Source organism: Streptomyces sp. NPDC085932 (assembly GCF_044540525.1).
In the GTDB taxonomy this organism is placed as follows: domain Bacteria; phylum Actinomycetota; class Actinomycetes; order Streptomycetales; family Streptomycetaceae; genus Streptomyces; species Streptomyces levis.
In genome coordinates this window covers 1,224,254-1,240,369 of the sequence record NZ_JBITSJ010000001.1, presented here as the reverse complement: position 1 = coordinate 1,240,369, position 16,116 = coordinate 1,224,254, and the positions used below count along the sequence as shown (strand labels likewise).

The following is a 16,116-nucleotide window of genomic DNA, read 5'->3' as shown; positions in this document are numbered from 1 at the left end:
CCGTTTGCCACTCGTGAAGAGGTGAGGCGCATGGCCGGGCTCCGGATGGGCGAAGGGATTCTCCGCCGCAAACCCATCGAGCGGATCGACGAGACGGAAACGGGCGAGGGGACCCGGCTGGAGCGGTCCCTGGGGTTGTGGCAGCTGACCGCCATCGGCGTCGGCGGCATCATCGGCGCGGGCATCTTCACCCTGGCCGGCACGGTGGCCAACGGCACGGCGGGCCCGGCGGTGCTCGTCTCGTTCCTGATCGCGGGGGTCGCCTCCGCGGCGGCCGCCCTGTCCTACGCCGAGTTCGCGGGGCTCATCCCGAAGGCGGGCTCCGCCTACACCTACGGCTACGCGGTGCTGGGCGAGCTGGCCGGCTGGTTCATCGGCTGGGACCTGCTGCTGGAGTACACGGCGATCGTGGCGGTGGTCGCCATCGGCATCTCGGGCTACTTCAGCTTCCTGGTGGGCGAGACGGGCGCCGATCTGCCGGCCTGGATGCTGGGCGCGCCCGGCACGGGCGACGGGCACCGGGTCGACCTGTTCGCGGCGCTGCTCTGCCTGCTGATCGCGTATCTGCTGACCCTCGGGATCCGCAACGCGGCCCGTTTCGAGACGGTCGTGGTGATCCTCAAGGTCCTGGTGGTGCTGCTGGTGATCGCCGTGGGCGTGCTCCACATCGACACGGCGCACTACGACCCCTTCTTCCCGTACGGGGTCGGCGGGGCGTTCACGGGCGCGGCGACGGTGTTCTTCGCGGTGTTCGGCTACGACGCCATGTCGACGGCGGCCGAGGAGTCCAAGGACGCGCAGCGCCACATGCCCAAGGCGATCATCTACTCGCTGGTCGTCTCGATGGTGCTGTACGTGGCGGCCTGTCTGGTCCTCACGGGCATGCAGGACTACAAGGACATCGACCCGGAGAGCGGGTTCTCCACGGCGTTCAAGGCGGTGGGGCTGAGCGGCCTGGCGGACGTGATCGCGGTCGGCGCCATCATCGGCATCCTCACCGTCATGTTCACGTTCATGCTGGGCGTGACGCGGGTGTGGTTCTCGATGTCCCGGGACGGACTGCTGCCCACCTGGTTCGCGAAGACCCATCCGACGCGACACGTGCCGACGCGGGTCACCTGGATCGTGGGGGTGGCCTCGGCGGTGATCGCCGGGTTCCTGCCGATCGGCGAGGCGGCCGAGCTGACGAACATCGGCATCCTGCTGGCGTTCGTCGTGGTGTGCGCGGCGGTGATCGTGCTGCGCTACCGGCGGCCGGACCTGCCGCGCACCTTCCGCACGCCGTGGATGCCGGTGGTGCCCGCGGTCGGGATCGTGTTCTCCATCTGGCTGATCACGTTCCTGCAGTGGCAGACCTGGGCGCGGTTCGCCGTCTGGTTCGCGTTGGGGCTCGTCGTGTACTTCGCCTACTCCTACCGGCACTCGAAGCTGGCCGGGCGCCGGCCGGAGCGGACGGACTGAGGCACTAGCCCCCCATGACGAGCCCGTCCTCGGCGGCGCCCCGGCTGAGGACGACGTCGCGGATGCGGTCGCGCACGGCCCGGACGTCGGCGCCCTGGGCCAGGGCCCGGTTGAGGTCGACGACCCGGCCGGCGTCGACGTCGAACAGCTGCGGGACGAACTCGGCCCTGGTCACCTCCCAGCGGCCGCCCGGCCGGGCGGGCGGGGCGAAGGTGAAGCGGCCGAGGGTGGACTGGTTGCCGCGCGGGTCCTTGTCGCCCTCGGGATTGGTCATCAGACCGGCGATCTGGTCGCCCATGCCGTAGATCACCCAGGTGCCGTTGACCTTCTCGTAGGCCTGTGGGACGTGGGCGTGGGTGCCCAGGATCAGGTCGATGTCCGGGCGGCCCCCCGTGCGGGCGGCGGTGAGGCCGCGGGCCAGGGACAGCTGCCGTTCGTCGGGGGCGTCCTGCCATTCGGTGCCCCAGTGCATCGAGACGACGACCACGTCGGCGCCGGCGCCGCGCGCGGCCCGGGCGTCGGCGAGGATCCGGGCCTCGTCGATGAGGTTGACGGCCCAGGGCTGCCCCTCGGGGAACGGGATGCCGTTGGTGTCGTAGGTGTAGGCGAGGTGGGCGATCTTCGCCGGGCCCGCCTGGAGGACCGTCACGGTGCGGGCCTCCTCCTCGCTGCGGGCCGAGCCGGCGTGCCGTACGCCCGCCCGGTCGAGGGCGTCGAGGGTGCGGCGGATGCCGTCGGCGCCGTCGTCGAGGGTGTGGTTTGAGGCGGTGGAGCAGCCGTCGTAGCCGGTGGCGGCGAGGGCCCGGGCGATCTCCGGCGGGGACTTGAAGGTGGGGTAGCCGCTGTAGTCGCCGTCGGCGCCGTAGACGGTCTCCATGTGGCACAGGGCGAGGTCGGCGCCGGAGACGACGGGGCGGATCCCGTCGAGCATGGGCCGGAAGTCGTAGCCGGTGCCGCCGGCGTCGAACCGGGCCCGGTCGATGATCGTGTCGTGCGGGAGGACGTCGCCGGAGGCGACGAGTGTGAAGCCGCGGGGCCCGGCGGCGGAGGGTGCCGGGCGGCCGGGGCCGGGCGGTTCGTGGCTGCGGGCCTGGCAGGCGGCGCCTGCGGCGAGGACGACGGTGAGGGCCAGGGCCACCTGTCGACTGCGTGCGATCATCCATTCACCCCACGGTGGGCGTTGTGGTCGTATTTACACACAAATAGGAAAGAAGGCTCGGAGCGCCCCACGTGGCTCCGACACGCTCATCGGCCCGACCGGCACCCGCCCGGTGGAGCGCCCCGACCGTTCGTCGAACCGTTCGTCGACGCGATCGACCGTCCGCCGCACAGCCGGGTACGTGCCCTGTGCCCCGGCGGCACCCTGCGGTGGCATACGGCCATGACGGCCGGATCCACTCTCACGAACGGCACGACCGCCGAGCACGAGCTCGCCGCACTGCAGCGGGAGCACGGCCGGCCCCTCTTCGCGCTCCTGCTGCGCCTGTGCGACGGAGACCGGCAGCGCGCGGAGGACCTGGTCCAGGAGACCCTGGTGCGCGCCTGGCAGCACCCCGAGGCCCTGCGCGCCGACGACTTCGACTCGGTACGGCCCTGGCTGATGACCGTCGGGCGGCGACTGGCGATCGACGCCCGGCGCGCCCGGCAGGCCCGTCCGCCCGAGGTCGGCGACGCGGTGCTGGAGAACGCGCGGGTCAGTTCCGACCACGCCGAGCGGGCCGCGGCGACGCTCGACGTGCGCCGGGCTGTGAAGACACTCACTCCGGAGCACCGTGAAGTCCTGGTGCTCGTGTACTTCCAGGGGGCGAGTGTGGCGGAAGCCGCGGCGACCCTCGGGATCCCGCCCGGTACCGTGAAGTCCCGCGCGTACTACGCGCTGCGCGCCCTGCGCCGGGTGCTACCGGGTTACGCAGCCGACCTGCGGTGAAACCCACGGCCGAGTCAAACCTCCGTAAAGCGCCTTGCTGAGGACCCCGGTTGAGTAATCGGGTGTTCCTATCCGTGTTCCGGATGGGGCCGACAACGCCCCGGGACCCGGTGTCGGCCGACGCGCACGTACCGGAGGAAGGCAGGAAGGGATGCTGCACAGAGGTCACGAGAGCACGGATGGTTCGGACGGCGAACTGACCGTCCCCATGGCGTGGTTGTACGCGGAGTACATCGCGGACGAGCTGCTGCGGACCGGCGATCTGATGCCGCCGACGTCCTTCGAGTTCCGCGCGGGGCGCGACGCCCTGGCGCTGACCATCTTCCTCTCCGACACCGACGGGGAGCTGTCGGGCATCCGGGTGGTCACCCAGCTGGAGACGTGGCTGTCGCTGACCGCGTACGACCAGCCGTGGCAGGAGTGGGTGGGCGAGCGGCTGGCGGAGCTGGCCGCCGATGCCGCCGCGTCGGGCCGGGCCGCGCCGGACCTGGAGCTCGCCGAGGAGGCCTGGCGCTGGCTGCAGGAGACGGAGCTGCTCGCGCCCGATCTGAACGCGGTACCGGGCGGCGCTCCGGTGGTCGGGGAGGACGAGGGGCCGAAGGTCTGGACGCCCGCCTGGCAGCTCGGACTGCCCCTGGGACACCTCGCGATCCATCTTTTCTAGATTTCCGCGGCCCCGGACCAATCCGGGGGGCGGAGGGCTCCGAATCCTTTGGTTGCGATTGTGTCACCGGCTTGAGTGATTCCGCTGCCTGGTCCGTACCGGTGGGAGCAAGGAGTAACCCCACCCGCACCCAACGGCACGAGGATTCGGCATGAGGTCCCTGGAAAGGCATCGCGACGTCGGCGCCTACGCGCTCGGCGTGCTGGACGAGGCGGAGGCCTTCCGCTTCGAGGACCACCTCATGGAGTGCCCCAAGTGCGCTGCAGAGGTGACGGAATTCGGCCAGACGACACGGCAGTTGATGCTGTACCGGCGGGCGACGCCGCGGCTGGTGAACCCGGTGGTCCAGCCCGGCCCGCGCCTGCTGGACCGGCTGCTGGCCGAGGTGGCGACCCGGCGCCGGGCCGGCCGCCGGCGCATGGTGTTCGCGCTGGCCGCCTCCGTCGTGCTCGCGGTGTCGGTGCCCGGGGTCGCGGTGATGGCCGAGAGCGGCGGCGACACGGCCCGGACGGTCGCGGCGACCGATGTGCGCACCGGGGTGTGGGCCCAGGTCACCACGGCGGACGAGGCCTCGGGCAGTCAGGTCGAGCTGCGCGTGAAGGACGCCTCCGACGGGCGCGCCTGCCACCTGGTCATCGTCGGCCGGGACGGCACCGAGGAGATCGCCACCAGCTGGCACGGGCCCGGCCACGACACCGAGCCGCACACGATGATGACCAGTTCCTCCCTGCACCCCGACGACATCGCCCGCTTCGAGATCCGCTCCGCGACCGGAGAGGTCCTGGCACGGCTCGAAGCGAGCTGACCATCCGTCCGCCCCGGTCGCCGGGCGGCCCGGGCGCCCCGGTGTGAGACTGCTGACGACGCCCTCCGGGAGCCCTCCCGGGGTGCCCGCGGTCCCGGCGAGGGGAGAGAAGGTGACGACGGCAGAGACCGGTGACGACCGTCTGGAGGAGTTCCTCGCCGACCCGGCGAACGCCGCGCTGGATCTGACCACCACCGTCGCCCGCTGCACCAAGGCCCTGGGACTGCAGCACTCCGTGGTGTACCTCGCCGACATCCAGCAGCGCCGCCTGGTGCCCCTCACCGACGTCACCCCGCCGCTGCCCGTGGACGGCTCGCTCGCCGGCTGGACGTACCGCACCCAGTCCCTGCGGGTGGAGGAGTCCGAGTCGGGCGGCATGACGGCGTGGATCCCCCTGGTGGACGGCGCGGAGCGGCTCGGCGTGCTGGCCGTGCTCTCCCCGTCGCTGACCCCGGTCGTGCTGCGCCGCGCCCGGGCCCTGGCCACCCTGCTCGCCATGACGATCACGTCCAGGCGCGCGTACAAGGACTCCTTCGTCCGGCGTACCCGCACGGAACCGATGCGGCTGCCCGCCGAGATGCTGCGGGCCTTCCTGCCGCCCCGCACCATCGGCACCGCCCACGTGGTCTCCACGGCCGTGCTGGAACCGGCCTACGAGATCGGCGGCGACGCCTTCGACCACGCCCTGACGGAGACGACCCTGCACGCCACCGTCCTGGACGCCATGGGACACGACCTGGCCTCCGGGCTCACCACGGCCGTGTCGCTGGCCGCGTGCCGCAACGCCCGGCGCACCGGCGCGGATCTGCCCGAGCTGGTGGAGTGCGTCGACGACGCGCTGGCGCGCTGGCTGCCCGACCAGTTCTGCACCGGTGTGCTGGCCCAGCTGGACCTGGCCTCCGGGATGCTGCGCTGGTGCAACTGCGGGCATCCCACCCCGCTGCTCATCCGCGAGGAGCGGCTGCACGTGGACGCCATGCGGCGCGAGGCGGATCCGCCGATGGGCCTGCCGTCGCTGCTCGCCGGGCGCACCCGGCAGACGCACGAGATCGCCCTGAAGCCCGGCGACCGGGTGCTGATGTACACGGACGGGGTGACCGAGGCCCGGGGCAGCGACGGCGGCGAGTTCGGCCTCGAACAGTTCGCCGACTTCGTCATCCGGGCCACGGCGGCGGGCGAGCTGGCGTCCGAGACCCTGCGGCGGCTCATCCACTCCATCCTGGACTCGCCCACCAGCCGGCTGCGGGACGACGCGACCATCCTGATGTTCGAGTGGAACCCGCCCTCCCGGTGAGGGCCGGGCCGGTCACTTCAGCAGGCGGGACATCCTGCGGTCGGCCAGCGGCTTGCCGCCCGTCTGGCAGGTCGGGCAGTACTGCAGCGAGGAGTCGCTGAAGGACACCTCGCGGATGGTGTCCCCGCACACCGGACAGGGCTCGCCGGTGCGGCCGTGCACGCGCAGGCCGCTCTTCTTCTCGGCCTTCAGCCGACCGGCGGCCACGCCCCGGGAACGCTCGACGGCCTCGGTGAGCGTCTCGCGCAGGGCCGCGTACAGCCGCCCCGTCTCCTCCTCGCTCAGCGACGCGGCCAGTTTGAAGGGCGACATCCTCGCCGCGTGCAGGATCTCGTCGCTGTAGGCGTTGCCGACGCCCGCGATCAGGCCCTGGTCGCGCAGGGCGCCCTTGAGCTGCCGCCGTTCACCGGCCAGGAGGTCCGCCAGGCGCCGCTCGTCGAAGTCGTCGGCGAGCGGGTCCGGGCCGAGCCGGGCCACGCCCGGCACCTCCTGCGGATCCCCCACGACGTACACCGCGAGGCGCTTCTGCGTGCCGGCCTCGGTGAGGTCGAAGCCGGCACCCGTCTCCAGGGCCACGCGCAGGGCCAGCGGGCCCTTGCCGGGGCGGGGCGGGCCGTCGGGGAGGCGGTCCTTCCAGTGCAGCCAGCCCGCGCGGGCCAGGTGCGTCACCAGGTGCGGTCCGTCCGCGGTGGCCAGGTCCAGGAACTTGCCGTGCCGGCGCACGGCGGTGACCTCGTGGCCCTCCAGCGCGGACAGCGGCGGCTGGTACGTCTTCAGGACGCTGATGGCGACGGGCAGCACCCGCACGATCTCGTGGCCGACCAGGTGCTCGGTCAGGAAGTCCTTGAGCGCCTCGACCTCGGGGAGTTCCGGCATAGGTCCAGAGTGCCACGTGGGTCAGTCGTGGTCCGGCACCACGAACTCGCACCAGACGGCCTTGCCGCCGCCCCGGGCCTCCACGCCCCACACGTCGGTGAGCAGCTCGACGAGCAGCAGGCCCCGTCCGGAGACACCCGAGTCGCCCGCCTCGCGGCGGCGGGGCAGCGCGCTGGAGGAGTCCTCGACCTCGACGCGCAGCCGGCGGTCGGAGCCGGTGAGGACCCGCAGGGTGAGGGTCGCCGAGCCCTCGGTGTGCATCAGGGCGTTGGTGATCAGCTCGTCGGCGACCAGCTCGATCTCGTCGGCGCGGTCCCCGGCACCCCAGGCGGCGACCGCGGTGCGGATCATGTGCCGGGCCTCGGAGAGGGCGGCCGGGTCACCGGGCGCCACCTGGCGCTGGAGGCGGCGGCCGGCGTGCGGGCCCTCGGGGCCGCGCCGGCGCAGCAGGAGCAGGGCGACGTCGTCGTCGCCGCCGCGTTCGGCGGCCACGTCGATGAGCCGGTCGGCGAGGTCCCGCACGTCCTCGGGGCCGGTGGCGACGAGGGCGGTGAGGGTGCGCATCCCGTCGTCGAGGTCGGCGCCGGGCTGCTCGACCAGGCCGTCGGTGCACAGCAGCAGGGTGTCGCCCGGGTCGAGTTCCACCGTGCCGACGGGGTAGTCGAGGCGGCCGAACTCGGCGGACAGGCCGAGCGGCAGGCCGCCCGGGACGCCGATCCGGCGGCAGGAGCCGTCGGTGAGCCGGACGAGCGGGTCGATGTGCCCGGCGCGGACCACCTGCAGCACGCCGGTGGACAGGTCGGCCTCCGCGTAGAGGCAGGTGGCGGAGCGGTCCGTGTCGAGTTCGTGCAGGAAGACCGAGGCGCGGGCCATCACGGTGGCCGGCGGGTGGCCTTCGGCGGCGTAGGCGCGCAGCACGATGCGCAGCTGGCCCATGACGGCGGCGGCGTGCGTGTCGTGGCCCTGGACGTCGCCGATGACGGCGCCGACCCGGCCGCCGGGCAGCGGGATCAGGTCGTACCAGTCGCCGCCGATGTCCCGGCCGACCGAGCCGCCGATGGTGGCCGCCCGGTAGCGCACGGCGACGTCGGCGCCGGGCACGCTGGGGATGGTCCGCGGCAGCATCGCCTGCTGCAGCCCTTGGGCGAGGTCCATCTCCTGCTCGTAGAACATGGCCCGTTGCAGACTCTGCGCGATGCTGCTGCCGAGGGCGACGAGGATGTTGCGCTCCTCGGTGGTGAAGCCGTGCCGGTCGCTGTAGAGCAGGCCCATCGCGCCGATCGGGCGGGCCTGGACGATGAGCGGCAGGTAGGCGGCCGAGGTGATGTTCAGACCGGTGATGTGGGGCCACAGGATCGGGTAGCGCTCGGCGAACTCCTCGGGCGATTCGATGAAGCAGGGGCCGAGGGTCCGCACGGCCTCGCTCATCGGGTAGGGCTCGTCGATGCGGGTGACGCGGGTGCCGGGCACGAACGCGTCCTCGGGTCCCTCGGCGACCAGGCGGATGCGGCCGGCCTCGACCAGGCCCATGACGAGGCTGGTGGCGCCCAGGTGGATGAGGCCGTGGGTGTCCTTGAGGACGTCGATGACGTCCTGGACGGTGCGGGCGTGGGCGAGGGCGGCCGTGGTGAGTTCGACGACGCTGGTCTGTTCCCGGCGGGCCTCGTCCCGGTCGGCCTGGTCGCGGCGGGCGTCGCTCTCGCCGAGCTCGCGGGTGGCGTCCCGGACGATGCCGATGATGCGGCGGGGGCGGCCGGTCTCGTCGCGCCGGATGTAGCCCTGGGTGTGCGTCCAGCGCAGGCTGCCGTCGCGGCGGCGGATGCGGAAGTAGGCGCCGTAGTTCTCGCTGCCGTCCTTCAGGGCCTGGGAGACCGCGGTGTCCAGGCGCCGGGCCTCGCCGGGCGGGACGCGCCCGGAGAGGCTCTCGGGGTGGTCGTCGTACTCGTCGGGGCGCACGTCGAAGACCTCGTGGGCCTGCGCGTCCATCTGCATCAGGCCGGTGTCCAGGTCCCAGTCGAAGCTGCCCATCCGGTTGAGCGCGAGGATCGGATCCGGGTGGGCGGGCCAGTCGTCCGGGAGTGACAGGGCGGCGCTCGCTCCCTGATCAGCCATGGGCCCACCTTGCCAGGGTTCGTCCGATTCTTCGACCGGATGTGCCGAGTGTACGGGCCGCTCGCGCGACGGGCCCTCAGTCGCCGAAGACGTCCGTGGGGCTGCCGAAGATGCTGTCGTCGGCCGGTTCGTCGGGAATCAGCCCGGCCCCGTCCGGCACGTCGGGCCCGTCGGGCACGGCAGCGGGGCCGACCTCGTCCGGTTCGCCGAGGTCTTCCGGCTCCTGGTCCGCGGCGGCGTCCCGGGGCGCCGGTTCGCCGGGGGGCGGTACGGCGTCGGGGGCCGGGGGCGGGGCGGCGTCACCGGCCGGGTCCCCTTCCGGGGGCGTGCGGGGGGTGTCCGTGGGCGGGGGCGTGGGCGGTGCCGGGGGCCGGGTCGCCCACACCGGCGGCGGCAGGGCCCGGTCGTGGCGCACGTCGTGCCCGGGCCGTCGTTCGATCCAGGTCCGGTCGGCGAGGTCGATGATCGTGAAGTCGGTGACGGCGTGCGGGGCGGCGGTCACGACGACGGCCTCGCCGGGCCGGTAGCCGGGCCAGGGCGTGCCCCGGGTGCCGGGTGTGCCGCGCAGGGCGAGCGGCGGGCGCAGGGGGTTGCCGCAGGCGCAGCGGAGGCGGGGCACGCCCCGGTCGTCGACCAGGACGGCCGTGCCCGCCTGGAGGACGGCCTGGTAGCCGGCGACCCGGCCGGCGCGGTGACCATGGCCGGTGACGCGGGTGTCGGCGCGCAGCACGACCGGGGTGAGGGCCCGCACGTAGTCCGGGACGGCCTCCGGGGAGACGCCCGCGACCCGGGCGAAGGCACGGCCCGCGGCGCGGTCGCGGGTGAGGTGGCCGATCTGCCGGCCGATGTCGCAGCTGCCGGTCCGCTCGGTGCCGCCGTAGAGGCCGGGGGTGGCGCCGGAGAGGGAGCGCGGGCCGGTGGAGACCCGGACGGCACCGCCCGCCGTCCGCGGCGCGGGTTCGGCCGGGGCCGGGGCGGGAGCCGGGACCGCCGTGGAGTCCGTGAAGGGGTCCGGGCCCGGGTCGTCGGCCGCCTGGAGGACGAGCACCGCGGCCGCCGGCCCGGTGTCCTCGCCGTCTCCGGCGCGGCCGGCGCCGCACGCCGAGAGCAGGAGCGCCGCGGTGAGCGCGCAGGCCGTGGTGAAGGCCCCGGTGGGTGTCCGCACCTCGTCCTCCCGCTCACGTCGGCCCGTTTCGGGCAGTTCGTCACTATTGTTTGCTGCGCTCACTCGGGTTACGCAACCGGAGTGGTGGTACGCGGAGCGTGACACCGGCGTCGGGCGTGTCACGGGGAGGAGGGCACCGTCGTGGAGTGGTTCACCGCGTCCGACTACTGGCTGACCCGGCTGGTCTTCCAGCGGGCGCTGGCCGCCGTGTACCTGGTGGCGTTCCTGACGGCGGCGCTGCAGTTCCGGGCGCTGATCGGGCGGCGCGGCATGCTGCCGGTGCCGGAGTTCGTCGAGCGGGTGCCGTTCAAGCGGGCGCCGAGCCTGTTCCAGCTGCACTACTCGGACCGCTTCTTCGCGCTGTGCGCCTGGGCGGGCTGCGCGGTGTCGGCGGCGCTGCTGGCGGGGCTGGACTCGCTGCTGCCGCTGTGGGGCGGGATGCTGCTGTGGCTGGTGCCGTGGGTGCTGTACCTGTCGATCGTCAACGTCGGGCAGACCTGGTACTCGTTCGGCTGGGAGTCGCTGCTGCTGGAGGTCGGGTTCCTCGCCGTGTTCCTCGGCAACGGCGAGGTGGCGCCGCCGCTCGTGGTGCTGTTCCTGCTGCGGTGGATCCTGTTCCGGGTGGAGTTCGGCGCGGGACTGATCAAGATGCGCGGCGACGCGTGCTGGCGCAGGCTCACCTGCCTGGACCACCATCACGAGACCCAGCCGATGCCGGGTCCGCTCAGCTGGTTCTTCCACCACCTGCCCCGGCCCCTGCACCGGGTCGAGGTGGCCGCGAACCACGTCACCCAACTGGTGGTGCCCTTCGCGCTGTTCACCCCGCAGCCCGTGGCGACGGGGGCCGCCGCGCTGATGATCGTCACCCAGCTGTGGCTGGTGCTGTCGGGCAACTTCGCCTGGCTGAACTGGATCACGATCGTGCTGGCGCTGTCGGCGGTGCGCTTCCCGGGCGACGCGCCGGACGTGCCGGACGCCCCGCTCTGGTACGTCGTGCTGGTGCTCGCCGTGTCGGCGCTGCTGGCGGGCCTGAGCCTCCGGCCGGTGCGCAACATGCTCTCCCGCCAGCAGGTGATGAACCGCTCCTTCGACCCGCTGCACCTGGTCAACACCTACGGGGCGTTCGGCAGCGTGAGCCGGGTGCGGTACGAGGTCGTGGTCGAGGGCACCACGGACGAGGTGCCGCGGGCGGACTCGGACTGGCGGGAGTACGAGTTCAAGGGCAAGCCCGGTGATCCCCGGCGGTGGCCGCGCCAGTTCGCGCCCTACCATCTGCGCCTGGACTGGCTGATGTGGTTCGCCGCCCTCTCCCCCGCCTACGCCGACCCGTGGTTCGGCAGGCTGGTGGAGCGGCTGCTGGAGAACGACCGGGACACGCTGAAGCTGCTGCGCCGCTCACCCTTCCCGCCGGACGAGCCGCCCCGCTTCGTGCGCGCCCGGCTGTTCCGCTACCGCTGCACGACCTGGCGTGAGCTGCGCGAGACCGGCGCCTGCTGGGATCGGACCTACGTGCGGGAGTACCTGCCGCCGACGCGGCTGGCGGGGACGGTTCACAGGCCGTAGACGCGGGCGGCGGTGGTGTCGAGGATCTGCGCGTGGTCGCGCGGGCCGGTCAGCCGGCGGGTGGCGTCGAGGATGCCGCCGTAGGTCCCGGCCAGGGTGGAGACCGGCCAGTCCGAGCCGTACATCAGCCGGCCGGGCCCGAACGCCTCCAGCGCGACGTCGGCGTACGGGCGCAGGTCCTCGACGGTCCAGGAGGCGGGGTCGGCCTCGGTGGCCAGGCCGGAGAGCTTGGCGACGGTGTTGGGCAGGGCGGCCAGGGCCCGCAGGCCGGACGCCCAGGGTTCGAGGGCGCCGGTCGCGACGGGTGGTTTGCCGAGGTGGTCCAGGACGAAGGTGAGGCCGGGCAGGGCGGCGGCCGCCCGCACGCAGGCCGGCAGCTGGTGGGGCAGGACGACGAGGTCGTAGACCAGTCCGGCGTCGGCGACGGCGGCCAGTCCGCGCAGCACGTCCGGGCGCAGCAGCCACCCGGGGTCGGCTTCGCCCTGGACCTGGTGGCGGATGCCCTTGAGGTACCGGCCGCCGGGGAGTTCGCGCAGGCGGGCGAGTTCGGCGGCCACGTCGGGCCGGGTGAGGTCGGTCCAGCCGACGACGCCCGCGATCAGGTCGTGCTGCTCGGCCAGGGCCAGGAACTCCGGGGTCTCCTCGGGCACGGTGACCGTCTGGACGAGGACCGTGCGGCCCACTCCGGCGGCCCTCGCCTCGGGTTCGAGGTCCTGCAGGGTGAAGTCACGGCGCAGCGGCAGCAGTTCGGGGCCGGTGATCCAGTCCTGGTCGCGGACGGACAGGTCCCAGACGTGATGATGGGCGTCGGTCACCGTCATGCGGGCAGCTCCCACACGACGGGCAGGCCGGCGCGGGCGCCCTCGCCGGAGTAGTCGTGGACGACGTCGAGCAGCCGGGCCATGCGGGCCTGCCAGGCGACGTTGACCGGCAGCTTCTCCAGTTCGGCGAGGAGAAGGGCGTAGTCCGCGCACTCCAGGACGTGGAACAGGTCCGTGCCGCTGCGCCAGATGGTCCAGGACGTGGCACCCGCGGCGCGGATGGCGTCGGTGAGTTCCTCGGGGACCTCGCGGTGGGCGGCCTCGTAGGCGGCGACGCGGTCGGCGCGGACCTTGGTGTGCAGGGCGACTCTCATGACGGCTCCTCACGGGACGCCTCGCCGGGGACGGGGGCGTCGGCGGGCAGAAGGCCCTCGGCGCGCAGGTCCTGCCACACCGCGCCGGGCACCTCGGCGGCGAACTGGTGGGCGCAGTCCCGGACTTCGTGCGCCGAGCGGGCTCCGACGAGGACGCTCGCGACGGCCGGGTGGGCGGCGCAGAAGGCCAGGGCGACGGCGCGCAGCGTGGTGCCGTGCCGGTCGGCGACGGATTTCAGGCGCAGGGCGCGCTCGACCAGGTCGGACGGGGCGGCGGTGTAGTTGTAGCGGGCGCCCGGCTCGGGGTTGGCCAGCAGGCCGGAGTTGAAGGCGCCGCCGATGACCACGGACGTGCCGCGTTCCAGGGCCGCCGGCAGCAGGTCGGTGAGGGCGCTCTGGTCGAGGAGGGTGTAGCGGCCGGCGCAGAGCACCACGTCCACGTCGGTGTCGCGGACGAAGCGGGTGAGCATCGCGGACTGGTTCATCCCGGCGCCGATCGCGCCCACCACGCCTTCCGCGCGCAGCTTCTCCAGGGCCGGGTAGCCCTCGCGGAAGGCCGCCTCGGCGTGCTCGTCGGGGTCGTGGAGGTAGACGACGTCGACCCGGTCCAGGCCGAGGCGTTCCAGGCTGGCCTCCAGGGTGCGGCGGACGCCGTCGGCGCCGAAGTCCCACACCCGCCGGTGGGTGGCGGGCACCGCGAAGCCGTTCGCCAGGTCGTCGCCGGTGCCGTCGGCAGGTTCGAGGCGGCGGCCCACCTTGGTGGAGAGCGTGTACTCCTCGCGGGGGTGGTCGCGCAGGGCGGCGCCGAGCCGGCGTTCGGAGAGGCCGAGGCCGTAGTGCGGGGCGGTGTCGAAGTAGCGGATGCCCCGCTGCCAGGCGGCCTCCACGGCCTCGTGGGACTGCTCCTCACCGACCTCGGTGTACAGGTTGGCGATGGCGGCGGCGCCGAAGGACAGGGCGCTGACCTCGACGCCGCTGCCGCCGAGCCGGTTCACCGGGCCACCGGGCGCAGCCGCAGGCCCTGCATGCCGCCGTCGACGGCGAGCGCGGTGCCCGTGGTGGCGCCGGACAGAGGGCTCGCCAGGTAGGCGACGGCGCCCGCCACCTCGGCCGCGGAGACCAGGCGGCCGGTGGGCTGGCGGCCCTCCAGGGCGGCGCGTTCGGCGGCCGGATCGAGGGCGGCGTCCAGGAGGCGGCCGACCCAGGGGGTGTCGACCGTGCCCGGGTTCACGCAGTTGACGCGGATGCCCTCGCGGACGTGGTCGGCGGCCATGGCGAGGGTCAGGGCGTACACGGCGCCCTTGGTGGCGCTGTACAGGGCGCGCTGCGGCAGGCCCGCGGTGGCGGCGACGGAGCAGGTGTTGACGATCGCCGCGTGCGCGGAGGCCCGCAGGTGGGGCAGGCAGGCGCGGGTGGTGCGGACCATGCCGACGACGTTCACGTCGTGGACGCGGTGCCACTCCTCGTCGGGATTGTCCTCGACGGTGCCCTGGGCGCCGATGCCCGCGTTGTTCACCAGGACGTCGAGCCCACCGAGTTCCGCGACCGCCGCCGCGACGGCCGCGCGCACGGAGGTGTCGTCGGTGACGTCGGCGCGGTGGCCGAGGAGTGGCTTGCCGACCGTGGACGGGTCCCGGTCGAGGACGGCGACCTGTGCGCCGCGCTCGGCCAGCAGCTCGGCGGTGGCCCGGCCGATGCCGGAGGCGCCTCCCGTCACCAGGGCCCGCAGGCCCTCGAAGTCGCTCATGCGGCGTGCCCCTTCTTCGTCGCGGCGAGGTCGGCGGCCCAGAACTCGCCGCCCGGGTACGTGTAGCGCGCCAGCGCCTCGGGCCGCAGGGCGGCCGAGAACCCCGGCGCGGTGGGTGCCGTGTAGTGACCCTGCCGGATCACCACCGGGTCGAGGAAGTGGTCGTGCAGATGGTCGACGTATTCGATGACGCGGTCCTCGGTCGTGCCGGTCAGGGCGACGTAGTCGAACATGGACAGGTGCTGGACGAGTTCGCACAGGCCGACCCCGCCGGCGTGCGGGCACACCGGCACCCCGAATTTGGCCGCGAGCAGCAGGATCGCGAGGTTCTCCGGGACACCGCCGACCCGGGCCGCGTCGATCTGGACGACGTCGAGCGCGCCGGCCTGGAGGAGCTGCTTGAAGACGATGCGGTTGTGCACGTGCTCGCCGGTGGCGACCTTCACGGGGGCGACGGCCCGGCGGATCGCCGCGTGGCCGAGGATGTCGTCGGGGCTGGTGGGTTCCTCGATCCAGTACGGGTCGAAGGCGGCGAGGGCCTTCGTCCAGCGGATCGCCTCGTCGACGTCCCAGCGCTGGTTGGCGTCGACGGCCATCCGCACGGTGGGTCCGATGACCGCACGGGCCACGCGGCAGCGGCGGATGTCGTCGTCGAGGTCGGCGCCGACCTTGAGTTTGATCTGGGTGAAGCCGTCGGCGACGGCCCGGGCCGCGAGGCGGGTCAGCTTGGCGTCGTCGTAGCCGAGCCAGCCGGGCGAGGTGGTGTAGGCCGGGTAGCCGCGCTCCAGCAGCCGGGCGGTGCGCTCCCCGGCGCCCTCCCGGCCCCGGCGGAGCAGGGCCAGGGCCTCCTCGGGGGTGAGGGCGTCGGTGAGGTAGCGGAAGTCGATCTGGCCGACGAGCCATTCCGGTTCGGCCTCGGCGAGCAGCCGCCACAGGGGCAGGCCGGCCCGCTTGGCGGCGAGGTCCCACACGGCGTTGACGACGGCGCCGATCGCCATGTGCATCACGCCCTTCTCGGGTCCCAGCCAGCGCAGCTGGCTGTCGCCGATCAGGTCGCGGTTGAGGGTGGCGGGGTCGGCGCACAGCGCGTCCAGGTCGCGGCCGAGGAGGTGTCCGCGCAGCGCGTCGATGGCGGCGACCTGGACCTCGTTGCCCCGCCCGATCGTGAAGGCGAACCCGTGCCCTTCGTGCCCGTCGGCCGCGTCGGTGCGCAGCACGACGTAGGCCGCCGAGTAGTCGGGGTCGGGGTTCATCGCGTCGGAGCCGTCGAGCTCGCGCGAGGTGGGGAAGCGGATGTCGTGGGTGTCGACCGCGGTGATGCGGGCGGGCGTCGGGGACACGGAGGGCCTTTCGTCGGTCGGGGCGGG

General features: G+C 73.5%; 15 protein-coding genes. 6 read left to right on the top strand and 9 right to left on the bottom strand.

The genetic code is table 11. From position 1 onward, the window contains the following. Positions 1-30 precede the first annotated feature (30 nt). Positions 31-1,461: an amino acid permease gene (locus tag ACIGAQ_RS05065; RefSeq protein WP_399779233.1), complete on the top strand. Its 1,431-nt coding sequence runs from the start codon at positions 31-33 to the stop codon at positions 1,459-1,461. A gap of 4 nt (positions 1,462-1,465) precedes the next feature. Here the strand turns inward: ACIGAQ_RS05065 and ACIGAQ_RS05060 are convergent, their stop codons facing one another. Continuing rightward, a complete protein-coding gene (locus ACIGAQ_RS05060) occupies positions 1,466-2,620 on the bottom strand; it encodes a CapA family protein (RefSeq protein ID WP_311688809.1) in 1,155 nt (384 codons plus the stop codon). A gap of 222 nt (positions 2,621-2,842) precedes the next feature. Between ACIGAQ_RS05060 and ACIGAQ_RS05055 the strand changes: the two genes are divergently transcribed. From ACIGAQ_RS05055 to ACIGAQ_RS05040, 4 genes are all read left to right on the top strand, one after another. Then, positions 2,843-3,388, top strand: a complete 546-nt coding sequence (locus tag ACIGAQ_RS05055) for a sigma-70 family RNA polymerase sigma factor (RefSeq protein WP_311688811.1) — start codon at positions 2,843-2,845, stop codon at positions 3,386-3,388. A 151-nt stretch (positions 3,389-3,539) separates the two neighbouring features. Further along, entirely contained in the window at positions 3,540-4,052 is a 513-nt protein-coding gene (locus ACIGAQ_RS05050) for a hypothetical protein (protein WP_362285068.1), read from the top strand. Positions 4,053-4,203: 151 nt separating this feature from the next. Beyond that, complete coding sequence (locus ACIGAQ_RS05045) at positions 4,204-4,857, top strand: zf-HC2 domain-containing protein (protein WP_399779231.1); 654 nt, start codon at positions 4,204-4,206, stop codon at positions 4,855-4,857. A gap of 112 nt (positions 4,858-4,969) precedes the next feature. After that, complete coding sequence (locus ACIGAQ_RS05040; protein WP_399779229.1) at positions 4,970-6,151, top strand: PP2C family protein-serine/threonine phosphatase; 1,182 nt, start codon at positions 4,970-4,972, stop codon at positions 6,149-6,151. Between the two features lie 12 nt (positions 6,152-6,163). Here the strand turns inward: ACIGAQ_RS05040 and ACIGAQ_RS05035 are convergent, their stop codons facing one another. The 3 genes from ACIGAQ_RS05035 to ACIGAQ_RS05025 all read right to left on the bottom strand — a co-directional run bounded on the left by ACIGAQ_RS05035 (position 6,164) and on the right by ACIGAQ_RS05025 (position 10,367). Beyond that, positions 6,164-7,027, bottom strand: a complete 864-nt coding sequence (locus tag ACIGAQ_RS05035) for a DNA-formamidopyrimidine glycosylase family protein (protein ID WP_311688818.1) — start codon at positions 7,025-7,027, stop codon at positions 6,164-6,166. Positions 7,028-7,048: 21 nt separating this feature from the next. Continuing rightward, the gene (locus tag ACIGAQ_RS05030; RefSeq protein WP_362285073.1) at positions 7,049-9,139 is read right to left on the bottom strand and encodes a SpoIIE family protein phosphatase; all 2,091 of its coding nucleotides are present in this window, start codon (positions 9,137-9,139) and stop codon (positions 7,049-7,051) included. Between the two features lie 76 nt (positions 9,140-9,215). Continuing rightward, a complete protein-coding gene (locus ACIGAQ_RS05025; protein ID WP_399779227.1) occupies positions 9,216-10,367 on the bottom strand; it encodes a DUF6777 domain-containing protein in 1,152 nt (383 codons plus the stop codon). Positions 10,368-10,445: 78 nt separating this feature from the next. Here ACIGAQ_RS05025 and ACIGAQ_RS05020 point away from each other — a divergent pair, with 78 nt between their 5' ends. Then, a complete protein-coding gene (locus ACIGAQ_RS05020; protein ID WP_399779225.1) occupies positions 10,446-11,867 on the top strand; it encodes a lipase maturation factor family protein in 1,422 nt (473 codons plus the stop codon). Here the strand turns inward: ACIGAQ_RS05020 and ACIGAQ_RS05015 are convergent. From ACIGAQ_RS05015 to ACIGAQ_RS04995, 5 genes are read right to left on the bottom strand one after another with little or no spacing between them, the layout of a single operon-like run. Beyond that, a complete protein-coding gene (locus ACIGAQ_RS05015) occupies positions 11,855-12,688 on the bottom strand; it encodes an amidohydrolase family protein (protein WP_399779223.1) in 834 nt (277 codons plus the stop codon). The two genes, ACIGAQ_RS05020 and ACIGAQ_RS05015, sit on opposite strands and share 13 nt — an antisense overlap. Continuing rightward, the gene (locus tag ACIGAQ_RS05010; RefSeq protein ID WP_399779221.1) at positions 12,685-13,002 is read right to left on the bottom strand and encodes an L-rhamnose mutarotase; all 318 of its coding nucleotides are present in this window, start codon (positions 13,000-13,002) and stop codon (positions 12,685-12,687) included. The genes ACIGAQ_RS05015 and ACIGAQ_RS05010 overlap by 4 nt, the downstream gene beginning before the upstream one ends. Continuing rightward, the gene (locus tag ACIGAQ_RS05005; protein ID WP_399779219.1) at positions 12,999-13,997 is read right to left on the bottom strand and encodes an aldo/keto reductase; all 999 of its coding nucleotides are present in this window, start codon (positions 13,995-13,997) and stop codon (positions 12,999-13,001) included. The genes ACIGAQ_RS05010 and ACIGAQ_RS05005 overlap by 4 nt, the downstream gene beginning before the upstream one ends. Next, entirely contained in the window at positions 13,994-14,749 is a 756-nt protein-coding gene (locus ACIGAQ_RS05000) for an SDR family NAD(P)-dependent oxidoreductase (RefSeq protein WP_399779217.1), read from the bottom strand. The genes ACIGAQ_RS05005 and ACIGAQ_RS05000 overlap by 4 nt, the downstream gene beginning before the upstream one ends. After that, positions 14,746-16,089, bottom strand: coding sequence for an L-fuconate dehydratase (locus ACIGAQ_RS04995; protein WP_399779215.1), 1,344 nt, complete (start codon positions 16,087-16,089; stop codon positions 14,746-14,748). Before ACIGAQ_RS04995 ends, ACIGAQ_RS05000 begins: the two co-directional genes overlap by 4 nt. Positions 16,090-16,116 lie beyond the last annotated feature (27 nt).